We start from the raw sequence: 16271 nt of genomic DNA, 5'->3' as shown, positions 1-16271 counted from the left end.
TCATTCTACCCTTATTGGCTAGAGGTGCCCATGCTACAATTTTGTTAAAGCGGTTACATTAACCGGAATTCCACTATTGGGGGTTGGAAATATGAATAAAAAGACTCTGGCTATGATTCTGTCATGGACGCTGATTCTGGCTGTCATTTTGACGGGATGCAACAATGCAGGTTCTGGTTCAGGCAAGGAATCCGGTAGTAATGCAAGCGGCGGTGACAGTGGAGGAGATGGCAAAGTTACTCTGAAATTCATGCATCTCTGGCCAGCTGGCAGCTCGGCACAACAGAACAAGCTGGTGAACGATATTATCCAGCAGTATCAGACCGATAACCCAAATGTGACGATCAAGCAGGAAGTGCTGGAGAATGAACAATACAAAAACAAACTGAAAATTCTGTCTGCTTCCAATGAACTTCCCGATGTGGGCGTAACCTGGGCTGCGGGATTTTTGGAGCCTTATGTGAAGGGTAACCTGTTTGCACCACTCGATGATTTGCTGAAAGGGGATCTGGGCGAGAAGTTTATCGCCGGAACGACCGAGGCTTACGCGGTAGACGGTAAAACGTATGCACTGCCGATCGAGCTGAATATCTCGCCTATTTATTACAACAAAGCGATTTTTGAAAAATATAATTTGCAGACACCAGCCACCTATGATGAATTCCTGAACGTGGTGAAGACGCTGACCGATAACGGTGAAGTACCGATCGCCTTAGGCAACAAGGACCGCTGGACGGGGTCACTCTGGTACATGTACCTGGCGAATCGTGTAGGCGGGGATGCACTGGAGAAAGCCATTAACGGCTCTGGCAAGTTTGACGATCCTGCGCTGACACAGGCTGCGGCTGAAGTGCAGAAGCTGGTGGATATGAATGCATTCAACAAAGGTTTTAACGGCTTGTCCAACGATGAGGGCAAATCCGAATTCATGAATGAAAAAGCGGCCATGTATCTGATGGGTACATGGGAATTGCCAAACTTTACAACGAACCCGGACATTCCGCAGGAATTCAAAGATAAGGTTGGATTTTTCAAATTCCCGACGATTGACGGCGGCAAAGGCGACATTAACAGCTGGGTAGGCGGACCGGGCGTAGGATTGTTTGCGGCTCAGAACTCAAAAGTGAAGGACGAAGCACAGAAATTCATTCAATACTTTGTGGAAAAATGGGGCGAAAGCTCGGTGACTGAAGCTGGCGTCATTCCGGCAACTAAAGTGGATACCGCTGCAGTCCAGCTGCCGCAACTTTACATCGATCTGCTGAACGAGCTGAATCAGGCTAGCAGCCTGACCCTCTTTGCAGATGTGCAGATGAAACCGGCTGCCGCTCAGGCGCATCTGGACATGATTCAGGCGTTGTTTGGCAAAGCAGTTACACCGGAAGACTTTGTGAAGAATCATCAGGCAGCCATCGACAAAGGAAACTGATGTACACCTCACCTACACTTACACCACAGGAATGGTTGAACGTAACGTTTGAAGGGAGGAATTGATCTTGGACAAAGTCATGTCGAACCGTCTGGTGGCCGCACTGTACGTGCTTCCTGCGCTGCTTCTGCTCCTGGTTCTGGTCTACATCCCCATTGTACTTACGGGCTATTACGGTTTGATGCAATGGGATGGAATTGGAGCAATGACGTTTATTGGTTTGGATAACTATGCCAGATTGCTTCAGGACAGTACGTTCTGGCAAAGTGCGAATCATACCTTTTTATTAGCCTTGTTCTCTGCACTGAGTCTCATCGGTTATCTGATGATTGCACTTGTGCTGTCAGGCAAGATCAAGGGCGCCAATTTTTTTCGCAAAATATATCTGATTCCAATGTTGCTGTCATCCGTTGCGATTGCCCAGTTATGGCTGAAGATCTACCACCCCAGCAACGGTGTGCTGAACAGCTTTCTGGAAGCCATCGGATTTAGCAATCCGCCAGCCTGGCTGGCGGAGCCATCACTGGTGCTGTATGCGTTGTTCGTGCCGATTCTGTGGCAGTATGCAGGTTTCTATATTTTGATCTATTACGCGGCACTCAAAAATATCCCGGAATCACTCATCGAGGCAGCGCGTATTGATGGTGCAAACCCGTGGCAGATTGCTTTCCGGATCAAGTTGCCACTCATTACCGAAGTGATCAAAGTGACCGTTGTACTCGCCGTGGTCGGTTCACTCAAATACTTTGATCTGATCTATGTCATGACAGATGGCGGTCCGAATGGCTCCAGTGAAGTCATGGCCTCCTACATGTATCGTCAGGCGTTTCGCAGTTTTGACTTTGGATATGGCAGTGCTGTAGGGTTCTTCCTGCTTCTAATCTGTCTGGTCGTGACCTGGCTACTACGTAAGGCAACGGCATCCAAAGACACAATTCAATATTCCTGACGCATACGTACAATGAAAGGAGGTCTATCCATTGAAGATGGAACCGGCTGTTCGGTTGCCCGTGGGCCCGGAAACAGGTCATAGTCCTGTATGGATGAGAAGAGTTGGATACGTCCTGTTATATGTGCTTCTGTCTCTCGTGGCTTTGCTTCAAATCTTGCCCTTAATCTGGTTACTGTTATTTTCACTCAAAAATAATCAGGAAGTATTCGACATGGCTCCTTTTGCACTACCGGCTACGCCGCGTTGGGAGAATTATGTCAAGGTATGGACGGAAGGCAACATCAGCTTATACTTTTTCAACAGTGTATGGATTACGGTCGTTTCTGTCGTGTTTACGGTGCTGTTTGCAAGTCTCGTAACCTTTGCAATCACACGCATGCGCTGGAAGGGACGTTCATTGGTACTCGGACTGTTCATGGTGGGTCTGATGATTCCGGTGCATTCTACGCTGATTCCGCTGTTCAGCCTCTTTTTGAAATTGAATCTTACGGATCATCCGTTATCGGTCATTCTCTCTTACATTGCATTTAATATGCCGATTACGATTATGATTCTGCTCGGATTCTATTATGCGCTTCCGAGAGAGGTCGAGGAGGCAGCGGTGATGGACGGCTGCTCCGTGAACCGTATCTTCTTCCGCATTGTACTGCCGATGACGGCTTCGGTCATTGCAACAACCGCGATCATTAATATGATCTATGACTGGAACGAATTTATTTTCGTCAATACCTTTATTAGTTCGGATGCATACAAAACGCTAACCGTCGGGGTACAGAACTTTATCGGGCAGTACACCACCGATTGGGGTGCCATTGGTGCAACGTTGATGATCAGCATCTTGCCGATTCTGATTGCGTTCCTGGTACTGAGCGAACGAATTGTTGAAGGGATCGCTGCAGGTTCGGTCAAAGGATGATTGCTTGCCAGTGCTTCGTTGATTTTAAATGTAAGAGAAATTCAAGCCCTTCCATTAACCGCATGGTATGCGTGGTGGAAGGGTTTTGTATGTCTTGGAGTCCTCACAAAGCGCCATGCGAAAGGGGGAGCCAGATCGGTTTTATGAAAATGATATAATACCTATTTCTGGAATTTCAAAAAACTTTCAAATATTTTCACAAAACTACTGCATTTTCAAACCACCTGTGCTAACATACCCTATGAATTAAAGCAAACGTTGGAAAGGTGAGAAAATGACAGCAATATCCTCGACCAAAGAGTCTCTCCGTTCAGATGCCCAGGATCTGAAGCTGATTCGGTTAACTTGGCCTATATTCCTGGAACTCTTTTTGTTTATGTTGATGGGGAGCGTGGATACGCTCATGCTTAGCTCGGTATCGGATAATGCCGTCTCCGGGGTGGGTGCGGCTAACCAAATTATCTCGATTGCGATTCTTGTACTTGAAGTTATTGGACATGGCGCTGCCATCGTTGTAGCCCAATATATCGGTTCGAAAAAGCTGACAGAAGCAGCTCAGGTTACAGGTAATGCAATTACGCTTAATCTTGCGGTTGGATTGATTCTGAGTGTGATCTTCCTGGTGTTTGGTGGACATCTGCTGTCACTTTTAAATATACAAGGTGAAATTTACGATTATGCTCGTTCCTATATAAGTATTGTCGGGGGCGGAATTTTCCTGCAGGCCCTCATTAATGCACTGGCGGCAACGATTCGTACACATGGTTATACCAAGGAAACGATGTATGTATCCGTGTTTATGAACGTCATTCACGTCATTGGTAACTATGCTCTGATCTTTGGCCATTTCGGCCTGCCGAAGCTGGGCGTGGAAGGGGCAGCAATATCGACGGTAGGTAGCCGTTTCGTCTGCTTGCTAATCTTCTTCTGGCTCTTGTATCGTGTAAGCGAGGTTCGTGTCGATTTTGAATATTACATTAAATTGTCCAAAAATTTCATTGGCAAAATTCTGCGCATCGGTATTCCGTCTGCGATGGAATCCATGGTGTATCACTCTTGCCAGCTTGTATTCACGCTGTACGTGACTTATTTGGGTGCGGAAGCGATGGCGACCAAGCAGTATGCAGGTAATATTTCGAGCTACATTTATCTGTTCAGTATGGCCATCGGCATGGGAACGTCCATCATTGTTGGCAGGCTTGTCGGTGCTCGGCGCAAGGATGATGCGTATAAACGTGTATTCGACAGTGTTAAATGGGCGCTCTTGGCTACCGTTGTGATTGACGTGATTATTATTATTTTCCGCGTGCCACTGATGAGCATCTTTACGGAAAATCCGGAGATTATCAGGTTGGGAGCACAGGTGTTGCTGCTCAGTCTGGTGCTTGAAACCGGGCGTACGTGTAATATCGTTATCATTGGTTCTCTGCGTGCAGCAGGGGATGCCAAGTTCCCGGTTTATATGGGGCTGATCTCCATGGTATGTATGAGTTTGCCTCTTGGCTATCTGCTGGTGTTCCAGTTGAATATGGGGCTGGCAGGCGTGTGGCTTGCTATCGCGGCAGACGAATGGACACGTGCAGTCATCATGTACTTCCGCTGGAAGAGCCGTGCTTGGGAGAAACATGAGCTGGTAGAGCATGATGAAGAAGAGGTTAGTGCACAGCCGGTTCCGGCAGTATAAGCCCGCCTGTGGTTTTGGGAGTATCAAAGTAAAGAACAGTTAATCTGTCACACGGTGGACTGGCGTGGTCTCGGTTCGCCTAAAGTAACAGTATCTACGAAGAGTCGGTTAGGGACATGGTTGTCCCTGGTCTGGCTCTTCTTTTTTTATTTTCGCAAAAATGATCAAAACGGCTCCTGTGCTAAAACGTATAGTAAGGATATGGAAGGGGGACATCCTCAATTGAGCAGATATCAGGAGATGATTCAAAACAGCTTGATCTACATCGAGAACCATCTGCATGAAGAGATTGGACTGGAAGAGGTAGCTTCCGAGGCATTGTTATCACCTTATCATTATCACCGGGTCTTCCGGAATGAGGTGGGTATGACCGTTGTTGATTACATTCGGCATCGGCGGATGAGTCTTGCGTCTATCGCATTGCGCTCCACAGATGCGGGAATATTGGACATTTCTCTCATTTGCGGATTTGAAAGTCAGGAAGCATTTACTCGTGCTTTTCGCAAAATATATGGCATGCCGCCTGGGCGATATCGCAAATTATTTGATCTGAAATTATTCACTGGAAAAACCAGAGGAGGAGAAATCAAGATGAATTCTACAACGTCAATTAAAGGTTGGTTGTTAACGGGGAGTCACCCTCAAAACTATGAGATGGGCATTGATCCTGCAGAGGTACATCAAGGGAAAGCCTCAGGATACTTGAAGGCTGTTACGCCCATGGAACTGAACGAGTTTGCTACGATGATGCAGCAGTTCCGGGCAGATAAATATGTGGGCAAACGAATGAAGCTATCGGGTTTTGTCAAAACCGATCGTGTGGAATCCTTCTGCGGACTATGGATGCGCGTGGATAATAAGGTGCACGATGTGCTGCAATTTGATAATATGCATGATCGGCCAATCACCGGCACGAAGCCATGGAATCAGTACAGCATTGTACTTGATGTACCGGCAGAGAGTGCATTGATTTCGTTTGGAGTGATATTAAACGGTAAAGGCAAGGTTTGGGTGGATAGCTTCCGCTTCGAAGAGGTGGATTTGAATACACCTTTGACACATATGGAGACAGAATATGAGATGGCGGACGAGCCTTTAAATTTATCGTTTGAGGAATAGTGGAGAGTAGTTAAAGGATCTCATCATATGATGAAATCCTTTTTTTTTTTGCGATGTGAATCAGGTATTAGTCCAATATTTATAGTAAAGAGAAACAGATCTTATTTAGAATGAATTGGTTACTTTTTTTAAAAGATAAGATACATTTGTTAAACTTATTGGTTGAAAGAACCCATTATACTATAAAAAAATGGATATGGAGGATATTGGGTTGAAAAAAATGATTATTGTTACAATGGTAGCCGCCGTGTTGTTATCTGGTTGTGAAGCTAATGATAGGTCGACTAGTCCAACCAAAGTAAATGGGGAATCGTCCCAAGGAAATGTGGTAACGTTAGCTCCTAGTTCACTCTTATCTGAATCTTCAGATAAAAAAGTTTCTATTTATGGTATTAAGGAGGAAGGCGATTTGTTTTCCTCACTTGAAATAGTCATCAACGGAGATAAGAGAACATTTGATTGGAGTAATGTAACAAATCCTTCATTTTATCCCCAAATATCTGTTATTGATCTAAATGAAGATGGAGAAGAAGAAATTGTTATTGTTCTGACTAAAGGTACAGGGACGGGAATACATGATTCAGAAGTACATGTCCTAAAAACGGACTTTATAGAAATCCCCGTTTCTAATCCGACAAACTTCCTTCAGGAGAATATTCAAGTTGAGCTAGAAAAAGATAAAGAAAAAGAAGTTCGGGAGTACACTGTTGTGGCTGATGGACAGGAACATATATTCAAGTTTAATGAAAGCGATGCAAATCAGTGGTACGAAAAGCCAACGTTTCAAAATATATTGAGATACGGAATTAAGGATCAGGAACTTATTGCAGAGATACCCATCCAGATCTCGGAAGGAAACGATTTAGGAGATGCAATTGTCAAATATGCATTTGTTGATGGAAAGTTAGAACCAACTACAATAGAAGTATCAGAAGAAGGAAGTTCTTTGTGAGCTTCTTTTTCTTTTTTTAACTTTTAATACCCTTCTCCTCTGTAAACTGATCTCATTTGTTTACTTTATTATGAGCAGGCTTTTTTTGCTGTCTTTGGGGTATAAAAGAAGAAGAGCAACGCACCTACTTCGAGGTATCCATAGGGTAATGAAAACGACCAAAGTTTCATGGCGTAATGATCGCGATCTTGTTAACATAAACGCATAACTCATGACACAGATAAAGAGGATGATATCCGATGAATAAAAAAGTACTTGTGGTTGATGATGAATCGAGTATTGTAAGTGCCATTGCATATGCGCTGAGGCGTGAAGGGTATGAAGTGGAGACAGCAAATGATGGCGAAGAAGCATTGGAAAAGGTGGCTTTGTTCCATCCTCAGGTGATGATCCTGGATGTGATGATGCCCAAGCTGGACGGGTATGGCGTCTGCCGCCGGCTGGAGGATCGGGAGGATATCGGTATTATTTTACTCACCGTCAAAAACGAACTGGTGGACAAAATTGTCGGTCTTGAAATGGGCGCAGACGATTATATGACCAAACCGTTCGAAATCCGTGAATTGCTAGCCCGCGTGAAGGCACTGATGCGTCGGGTGGAGAAGAGCAGTACGCCGCCGCAGGACGATTCCAAGAGTCAGGCGATTGTCAATGGAACCCTGCGTATTCATGTTGCTCATCGCACCGTGACGGTGGGTGAAGAGAAGTTGGACTTAACACCGAAGGAGTTCGACCTTCTAACCATTCTGATGTCCAATCCGGAACGGGTGTACACACGGGATGATCTGCTGGATCGAGTGTGGGGCATGGAGTACGCAGGGGGGACACGGACGGTAGATATTCATATCCAGCGTTTGCGCAAAAAAATCGGAGATACCGATCAGCAAATGTTGCAAACGGTGTACGGTATTGGGTACAAGGCAACGGCTCCTGAAACAGGCGGAGCGGTATGAGAGTCAGCATCAAGCTAAAATTCAGCGTGTTTCTGGCTGCATTGCTCATCCTCACCGTGGTTGTACTTAGTTCTCTTGTGCTGCGAGGCATTGAGCTTAATCAGCAATCACAGGTAGAGCGTACTCTCGCGCAACAGACGCGTCTCATTAATCTGAATGTGCGCCAGGCGTATTATACGGAGGCCATTCGTCAGGAGCCGGAACAGTTCCTGCAGCAAAATGGACGTAGATTGGCGCAAGCTCTCTCTGACTCAACAGGCCTGCCAATTGCACTATATGACATGAGTGGCAAACAAGTGGGAGCTTCTTTTGCGCCAAGTGAGAATGAACTCGTTCAGGAGACTCTGAATTACGCATTGAAGAATAAAATTGCCTATCACGAGCAGGGAGAGACATTGCTTTATGCCGCTCCGCTGGACGGACCGGAGGGACAGATTGGTGCCATCTGGATTCAATATTCCGTGCAGAGTTATCAGGATTTCTATGCCCGGATCCAACAATTGTTCCTATGGGCAGGCATCACGGTGGTTGTGCTTAGTTTCATTCTAGGTTATCTGTTCTACAACCGTTTTGCTGTAGCCATTACCCGATTGAAGAAATCAGCGGCCTCCATTCAGGAAGGGAACTATATTACCGAATCCCCGGTCAAACGTAAGGATGAACTAGGTGATTTGGGACAAGGGATTTATTATATGAGCACGTCTATTCAACAAAACATTACAGCGATGCATGCCGAGCAGCAGAAGTTGCAACTGGCGATTGAGAAGTTGCAAGCGCTGGAGCAGCAGCAGAAGCAATATATCGGCAACATTAGCCATGAGTTCAAGACACCGCTGACATCCATCAAGGCGTATGTGGAACTGCTGAACATGTATAAGGATGATCCGCAACTGCTGGATGATGCGACGAATAATATCGGGAAAGAAACCGAACGATTATATGAAATGGTGGAGAAGGTACTGCACCTGTCCGCGCTGGAAAAGTATGATTTTGAGAATCAGGCAGAGGATGTGGAAATCAGGGCATTGCTTGCGGACGCTTGCGGGCGAATGCGAGGTAAGGTTGAGAAGTTCGCACTGAACATGGAGCTCGATCTGGAGCCTGCCGTCATTCACAGTGACCGGGAGAGTCTGATGCACATTTTCATCAATCTGCTGGACAATGCGATCAAATATAACGTACCTGGAGGCATTATCCGGGTCGAAAACGAATTGCGGATGAACGAGCATCAAGTCATGATTCGCATCTATAACTCAGGTACGCCGATCCCTGAAGAGGCACGGGATAAGATTTTTGAACCTTTTTACACCGTCAATAAGGATAGAGCTCGCAAAACAGGCGGAACCGGACTCGGTTTATCCCTCGTAAAGCAGTTTGTTGAGAAGCAGGGCGGAACGATTACTTTATTACCGAGCGATCAGGAGCATCAAGATGGCGTGACATTTCAACTCGTATTCCCGCTTGTAGATCAAGATATAGATACAAGTTTACAAGTTGGAAACAAGTCTGAATAACTTTGGAAGTATGCCAGCTTTATGATGGGTGTATAGCATAAGTAACCGAGGGGGATCACGACATGATGAGATGGATGAAAGTCACGTTTGGAGCGCTGGGGGCAGCTGCATTGCTGACCACGGTTGCCTGTGGAAGCACCATAGAGCCGTCTGGCAATACAGAAGGTGCCAAAACAGGCACAGACATTACCGTAAAAGATAATACGAACACGTCCGTTTACCAGAATTTCAAACTTGAGAAAATAGATAAATTGCCTAATATGCGTGGAATCACATGGTTGAGCGAGAGCTCGATTGTGACGGATAAAGAGAATACGTCCATGAAACCCGTTAGTGTAGAGGGAGAGGAACGGTATCCGCATAATCTGTACATGGTTGATCTGACAAAAGGCACAGACACACCGCTTATAGAGAGCGAGGTTAACTTGGGAGCACCGCAAGTATCGCCGGATGGACAGCATCTGTTCTACTGGCAGACGGAGGAAACGACAGGCTGGCCTTTCATGCTGAACCTGAAAAGCGGAGAAGCGGTTGCTGCGGGGAAAGAGGATGGATTTGTTCAGGAAGGTGCCTGGCTGGATAATGAACATGTCGTTTTTTCCAATATGAAAGGAGATCTGATCTCGGCTGCACTGGACGGCACCACAAAAGTATTGGTAGAGACGGGAAACTTTAACGTTCGCAGTATCAAGGTGTCGGGCAATATGATCTATTACATTACCGGAGAAGACGGTCAACTGAACACCTATGATGCGAAGACGGGCGAAGTCAAACAGGTGCTCAAAAGCGTGGAGTGGGTCATCCCTTCGAACGACGGAACAAGGCTTGCGATTGTAAAAAGAACAGCGGACACCAAACGGGCGCTCGTGCTCACCGATCTGGAAGGCAATGAGAAGGCCACACTCGCCAGAGGCACGCAGATTTTTGGCACAAGCTGGTCGGGTGACGACTCCAAGATTGCGTACACGATTAATTCCGATAAGGATAACGAAAAAGGATTGTTTGTTTCCAACACCGAATCGGCAGAGCAATTCCAGATCTCCGCAGAGATGGACAATGTGGCTGATTCGTTAGCCTGGAGCCCGCAGGGGAACAAAATTTTGCTGTCACAATCGGTGATGGAGAATGAAAAATATCACTTTGTGACCTCGATCATTACGATTTCGGAATAGTTGCCCAATCATAGGATAGTAGCGGCATGAAAGGAGCGTTCCATATCTTTCATGCCTTACTATACATTTATATTGACTAAGTCCTTCCGCTTCCGATAAACTAGTATGCAGGAATATAAAGTCGAATGGTAGACAGCAGTTCGAGACGATGTTTCGGACGGCTGTTTCTTTTCTTTTTTTGCAAGTCAGGGTGCAATGTAGGTGGCTCGCCGGAGAAACCGGCCAACAACATGGAAGAGGAACAGGTGATATACATGTGTAACAGCGCGTATCGCGTGCTTTTATATTATAAGTTCGTGAAGATTGAAGACCCCGAGACGTTTACGCAAGAGCATCTGCAATACTGCAAAGACCTAGGGGTGAAAGGCCGTATTCTGATCGCTTCCGAAGGCATCAACGGTACGGTATCTGGAACACCTGAGCAGACGGAACAATATATGAAGGACATGCATGCCAACCCGCTGTTCAAGGATATGGTATTTAAAATTGATGATGTAGAAGAGCATGCGTTCAAAAAAATCTTTGTGCGTCACAAAGCAGAACTGGTAACATTCCGCGTAGACGATGAACTTGATCCGAATGAGATTAGCGGTAAACGCCTCTCGCCGAAGGAATTCCACGAGCATTTGCAACGGGATGACGTTATCGTCATTGATGGACGTAATGATTATGAGTATGAGATCGGCCATTTCCGCGGGGCAATCCGCCCGGACGTCGAATCGTTCCGTGAATTCCCGGAGTGGATTCGGGAGAATCTTGGTGATGTGAAAGACAAGACGATCATTACGTACTGCACGGGCGGTATCCGCTGTGAGAAGCTGACCGGGTTTATGATCAAGGAAGGTTTCCAGGATGTTGCCCAACTGGAAGGCGGAATTGTGACCTACGGTAAAGATCCTGAGGTGCAAGGACGTCTGTTTGACGGCAAATGTTACGTATTTGACGAGCGGATTTCCGTACCGATCAACCGTACTGATGAGGATATTGTCATCGCTAGCTGTTATCACTGTGGTACGACACATGACCGATATATTAATTGTCCGACCTGCAACCTACAGCATGTCTGCTGTGAGGATTGCGAAGAGACGCATAACCGCTTTTGCTCGGATGCTTGCCGGGAGGCAGCGCCGGTTAAGGCATAAGCAGGAGAGCAGGTGCTGAACATGAAGCGTGAAGAAGAACGTACAACGCGTGAACGGATTCTGTTCATGCTGAAGCAGCAAGGAACGATGACGGCCCGCGAGATCACCGCGGAACTGGGGCTGACCGGAATGGCCATTCGCCGACATCTGACAGCTCTGGAGCAGGAAGGCTGGATCGAAGTGCGTGAGGCTCGTGCAACAGCAGGGCGTCCCTCCTCGGTATATCATCTGACGGATCGCGGAGACAGTTTTTTCCCGAAGTCTTATTCCTCGCTGACGCTGGAACTGCTGGATGAATTGTCCGATACGGCAGGCGGTGGAGTCGTGGATGCTCTTTTCGAAGGTCGCCGTGATAAGTTGCTTCGCAGTGGCTTGCCGCAGATGGAGGGGCATGACCTCGCCGGACGTGTCGAGGAACTGGCACGAATCCAGAACGCCAACGGGTATATGGCCGATGCATCTATAGAAGAAGATGGTACGTACGTCATTACCGAACTAAACTGTCCTATTGTGCAGGTTGCGAGTGTGTACAAGCAGGCTTGTCGTTGTGAGCTGGAGCTATTTCGTTCCCTATTGCAAGCGGACGTCGAGCGTACCGAGTGTTATGCTGATGGCGGCAAGAAGTGCAAGTACCAGATTCGTGAGGTATCAGGGAAGTAATAGGATAGGTCAACGATCCTAGAGAGAAATAGATATTGATCTGAGTAATTAGGCTAAAAACTGACGTCGGTACTCTACCGACGTCAGTTTTTAGTTTTCCTTGTGACCATTTTCGGTTGTAAAAACGGATATACTTTTTGATTTTGCTTTGTGCTTCGGTAACCTTAATTACCTTCATATCGTTGATAGGTTTGAAGCACATGTTCCCTCGCCGTTGCTATATATAATGATTCAAACCTCTGACGTCATGCCGAGTTAATTTGTTGCTCCCTCGTCGGCTGCTCGGAAGTCCTCTGCCTTTTTATTAATGTATGTTGCAATAACATGGGCCTCTTCTTCGTACCATCGGCTAAACTTATGCAAATCATGGGTCAGCCGGTCCACAATAGGTTCTAAAGATCGGCTTTGACTGGTTTCAATCAATCGCAAGATTGAATTAATCGCTGTTGGCAAACTTGCCTGAAATTCCTGTACATGCTGCTCCATTTTCTGCCCGGCCGCTTTCAAATCCTCAACAGACAACTGTATAGTAACACCATTTGCCGTTGCTGCATATTGTCCATACACGCCTAATTTCGAACCATATTTTTGTAAAAGTTGATCAAAGGCTTTCTGCATATTATCTTGTGCAACCAATGATTTTAAATATGTATCAAAACGCAGGTTCCCATTGATCGGCTGTCCATCTACTGTGGAAAACAACTTGTTTTTAATGAATCCATGTTCATCAAACTGGAAATAAGCTAGATCATGCGTTTTCTCGTTGCTGAAAGAGTTCAAAAATTTCTGAATTGGATTTTGGTGAAAAAATGGGATGTTGATCGGTACATAATATTTGTCTTGCATGCCCAGAAAGCTTTTAAAGAAATTATACTCACTATACTTATCAGGCTTAGGAATAGGAATATATATCCTTTGGTTTGCCTCGTCGTATGTTTTATCAATGAACACACCTGTACCTACATTTTTCCTAGCGCTCATAACACCAGAACTAACAACATCTCCGGGATGTGATATGGAATAGATTTTGTTCTTAAAATCCCCATTATCTATTTTCTTGATAATGTCATCTGACAGAACGGGCAATATATTGGCTGGATCGTAAGTTACTGCGGATAGATCATTTCGTGCTGCGACATATTCGGCTAATCCACCGCCCAATGAGTGCCCTGTTGTTGTGATATCGGCTGTAGGGTACTCCTTCTTAACTGTTTTATACAGTTCCTCTGCCTGATAAAATTGTGTATCCTTATATCCTTCATTCATCGATTTTTGGCTATATTTGCTTGGTAGTCGTTCTACTCCACTCTGATGCTGATTATATGTATGTTCAAGCTGTTTTGCTCTTCCAAGCACAACGTCCATCACGTCTGTTTCCAAATCGGGAAGCTTTGCACTGAGAGGTCGATCTCCGGGCTCTGTACCTCTATAACCTATAATGATTTGATTGGTATTTTCATTGTGGAACACTTCAGCGTCAAATCCAGTCTTGCTGTCGTGTAGAACAGTTGGAGGTTTTACGATTTTCCATCCGGGGATTTCGTCAAATTCCTGCCCAACTTTAATCTCCGTGTCGTACACTTTCCTAGATATACTATGATATGTTTCTTCAGTTATATAGCCGTTCATTAGTATTCTCCTTTCTTTAGGTTTATAGTATACTATGCTACACACTTTTTCCATATTAGGAGGAATTTTTATTATGTTAAGGTGGATTAGTAATACTTTAATGATTTTATTCTTTATAGCTATTCTCACAAGCTGTGGTGGCCTTTCTAAAGCTGAAAAACAAGAATTTTATGAGAAAGCTATTCCTATTGGACAAGAATATTTCAAGAAATATTATGATGCTGAGGTTGAGTTCAATCGTTACGAAGTTCATTTACCCATGTCATCAACAATTGTATTATATGGTCATGTTAAAAATGACCCTTATACTTCTCTTTCTTTGTCTCTTTCTCTTCCATCTTTAAAAGTAGATTCTGCTGGAGGACCAGGAGAATTTATAAAAAAACGCAAAAGTGAGGATGAGGTTAATACTCAGTGACTCTTCCCTCTCGAAAGATAGATTTAAACAACGATTCTATAGGCTATATAAAGAAAAGTTAAATCCGAATAAAATGACATTCATATAAGGTGAGTAATTTTTGAAAAGAGGTACTCGCTTGCTCAAAATCATCCGTGTAGGAGTATTATTTTTAGTGGTAGTAGCTATTGCTAGTGGATGTGGAGGTTTATCCAACAAAGAGAAAAATACATATTATCAAAAAACCAAACCTATCGGGCGAGAATACCTCAAGAAATATTATGATGCAGATATAGAATTCACTGATTATCAGATCAAAGTACCTATGTCATCCACAGTCGTATTAAATAGACATGTTAAAAATGATCCGCAAACATGGGTTTCATTATCATTTTATCTACCGTCCTTGAGAATCAAATCAGAAGGAGGACCTGGAGATTTTATGAAAAAACGGAAAAGCGATGATTCACTCCTTTTTAAGTGAGAGAACATTAAATAATCTTGAATGATTTCGAGTCTTTCGAGGTTTCTTTTTTGATAGGGGGGCGTCTCCCATATGAAAAGAATTCACTTTCGGAAGCAACCGACAAATCAAAAGCATTGAGGTAAAGTAATTTGATTTTAATTGGACCCATGCTAATGCAACTTTCCAAACTTCTAGAACTGGAGAATTGAAAGATAAATCTCAAGATTATTATCAGGGTGCAACTTGAATAAAAAACTATAATAATTACCAGAAAACGCCTGTTTCTGGACTAGGAACAAATAAAGCACAAAAAACAGTTTACGTTATGAATGGTGTCTTAACAGCAACAAAGAGAATTGATCGAAAAATGGAGGAAGAAGAGGAAAATGAGCAAATAAGTGAGGTGTAGTTTATGAAACATAATTTTTTTGTATCATCTTTTCCCTCTGCCCAAAGAAACTTACTGGATCATTTAGTTGGGAAAAGAGTTGAAAATTTAATTCGATATAGCTGGTGGAGCAAAGAAGATTCAGCAACTGAATGTGAAATAGATAAAAAGGATGTATTTTCACTTACAACAGGACCTTTTTGTATCGAATTTGAATCAAATATATCAATAGGATTCAGTAGTGATGTTAAAGTTAGCAGTATAATACTATGGGCTGAAACCATAGATGGTAAAGAAACTGATGACCTAATGAAAAATGACAAAGAATTATTTCCAATTGAAGCATGTGACCAAGAATATTCTGAGGATTATTTTAAAAACATTGTTGGTCACAGTTTAATTAAGTATGAAATAGTTAAAATTGAAACAATGAACTCCTTGCAATGGGATCATCCTAGAGAAGTTGGACTTGTATTATTTTTTTCAAACAATAGCCATATTATTTTATCTCATCAATTAACAAATGTAGTATCTGATGATTTTACAGTAATCCGCTGGGATCAAGTTAATAAAGATGAAACAAACCCTTTATTATACAAAATGAGTGAATTTTGGGAGTGAGAATACCTGTAAAAATATAGTGTAAATCTATTTACAACCCCAACAATAAGATCGTATAACAGCCAAGCCACAATGCGAGATAGCCGCCCGTACTGTGGCTTTCTTTTGCCCTTGTCTTAACTCCCACCCAGTGCCAAATGAGTCGGACGGCTGATTTCAAAAGGACTTAACCAATGTAATACTCCTATAAAGATTTCTCCATTTCGGTTGTACACACATCAAATAATTGAATTTATAACCTAAATAACAACGCTATGCCGATACAAAAAACAAGTCA

Annotated in this window: 15 protein-coding genes; 14 read left to right on the top strand and 1 reads right to left on the bottom strand. The window is 44.1% G+C overall.

What is annotated here, in order from left to right:
- The first annotated feature begins 91 nt into the window (after positions 1-91).
- From AC1VYS_RS27295 to AC1VYS_RS27245, 11 genes are all read left to right on the top strand, one after another.
- On the top strand, positions 92-1429 hold the full coding sequence (locus AC1VYS_RS27295; RefSeq protein ID WP_482912244.1) for an extracellular solute-binding protein: 1338 nt from the start codon (positions 92-94) through the stop codon (positions 1427-1429).
- A gap of 67 nt (positions 1430-1496) precedes the next feature.
- Complete coding sequence (locus AC1VYS_RS27290) at positions 1497-2378, top strand: carbohydrate ABC transporter permease (protein ID WP_090921632.1); 882 nt, start codon at positions 1497-1499, stop codon at positions 2376-2378.
- 37 nt (positions 2379-2415) lie between these two features.
- Entirely contained in the window at positions 2416-3297 is an 882-nt protein-coding gene (locus tag AC1VYS_RS27285; protein WP_482915140.1) for a carbohydrate ABC transporter permease, read from the top strand.
- Positions 3298-3571: 274 nt separating this feature from the next.
- Positions 3572-4981 carry an MATE family efflux transporter gene (locus AC1VYS_RS27280; RefSeq protein ID WP_482912243.1) on the top strand — a complete coding sequence of 470 codons (1410 nt, stop codon included), beginning with the start codon at positions 3572-3574 and terminating at the stop codon, positions 4979-4981.
- Between the two features lie 201 nt (positions 4982-5182).
- A complete protein-coding gene (locus AC1VYS_RS27275) occupies positions 5183-6100 on the top strand; it encodes a helix-turn-helix transcriptional regulator (RefSeq protein WP_482915139.1) in 918 nt (305 codons plus the stop codon).
- Positions 6101-6311: 211 nt separating this feature from the next.
- Positions 6312-7052: a hypothetical protein gene (locus AC1VYS_RS27270; RefSeq protein ID WP_482912242.1), complete on the top strand. Its 741-nt coding sequence runs from the start codon at positions 6312-6314 to the stop codon at positions 7050-7052.
- A 239-nt stretch (positions 7053-7291) separates the two neighbouring features.
- On the top strand, positions 7292-8005 hold the full coding sequence (locus tag AC1VYS_RS27265; protein ID WP_482912241.1) for a response regulator transcription factor: 714 nt from the start codon (positions 7292-7294) through the stop codon (positions 8003-8005).
- Positions 8002-9519: a sensor histidine kinase gene (locus AC1VYS_RS27260; protein WP_482912240.1), complete on the top strand. Its 1518-nt coding sequence runs from the start codon at positions 8002-8004 to the stop codon at positions 9517-9519. The genes AC1VYS_RS27265 and AC1VYS_RS27260 overlap by 4 nt, the downstream gene beginning before the upstream one ends.
- A 62-nt stretch (positions 9520-9581) precedes the next feature.
- Positions 9582-10691 carry a TolB family protein gene (locus tag AC1VYS_RS27255; protein ID WP_482912239.1) on the top strand — a complete coding sequence of 370 codons (1110 nt, stop codon included), beginning with the start codon at positions 9582-9584 and terminating at the stop codon, positions 10689-10691.
- Positions 10692-10945: 254 nt separating this feature from the next.
- Positions 10946-11833, top strand: a complete 888-nt coding sequence (trhO, locus tag AC1VYS_RS27250; protein WP_482915138.1) for an oxygen-dependent tRNA uridine(34) hydroxylase TrhO — start codon at positions 10946-10948, stop codon at positions 11831-11833.
- 21 nt (positions 11834-11854) lie between these two features.
- The gene (locus tag AC1VYS_RS27245; protein ID WP_482912238.1) at positions 11855-12493 is read left to right on the top strand and encodes a helix-turn-helix transcriptional regulator; all 639 of its coding nucleotides are present in this window, start codon (positions 11855-11857) and stop codon (positions 12491-12493) included.
- 255 nt (positions 12494-12748) lie between these two features.
- Here AC1VYS_RS27245 and AC1VYS_RS27240 read toward each other — a convergent pair whose 3' ends face one another.
- Complete coding sequence (locus AC1VYS_RS27240) at positions 12749-14122, bottom strand: lipase family protein (protein WP_482912237.1); 1374 nt, start codon at positions 14120-14122, stop codon at positions 12749-12751.
- A 73-nt stretch (positions 14123-14195) separates the two neighbouring features.
- Between AC1VYS_RS27240 and AC1VYS_RS27235 the strand changes: the two genes are divergently transcribed.
- The 3 genes from AC1VYS_RS27235 to AC1VYS_RS27225 all read left to right on the top strand — a co-directional run bounded on the left by AC1VYS_RS27235 (position 14196) and on the right by AC1VYS_RS27225 (position 15994).
- Positions 14196-14540: a hypothetical protein gene (locus tag AC1VYS_RS27235; protein ID WP_482912236.1), complete on the top strand. Its 345-nt coding sequence runs from the start codon at positions 14196-14198 to the stop codon at positions 14538-14540.
- 100 nt (positions 14541-14640) lie between these two features.
- Positions 14641-15003, top strand: coding sequence for a hypothetical protein (locus AC1VYS_RS27230; protein WP_482912235.1), 363 nt, complete (start codon positions 14641-14643; stop codon positions 15001-15003).
- A gap of 394 nt (positions 15004-15397) precedes the next feature.
- Entirely contained in the window at positions 15398-15994 is a 597-nt protein-coding gene (locus AC1VYS_RS27225) for a hypothetical protein (RefSeq protein WP_482912234.1), read from the top strand.
- Positions 15995-16271 lie beyond the last annotated feature (277 nt).

The organism is Paenibacillus sp. G34, from assembly GCF_056856875.1.
The sequence above is the reverse complement of the archived record's forward strand: the minus strand, read 5'-3'. Positions and strand labels throughout refer to the sequence as shown.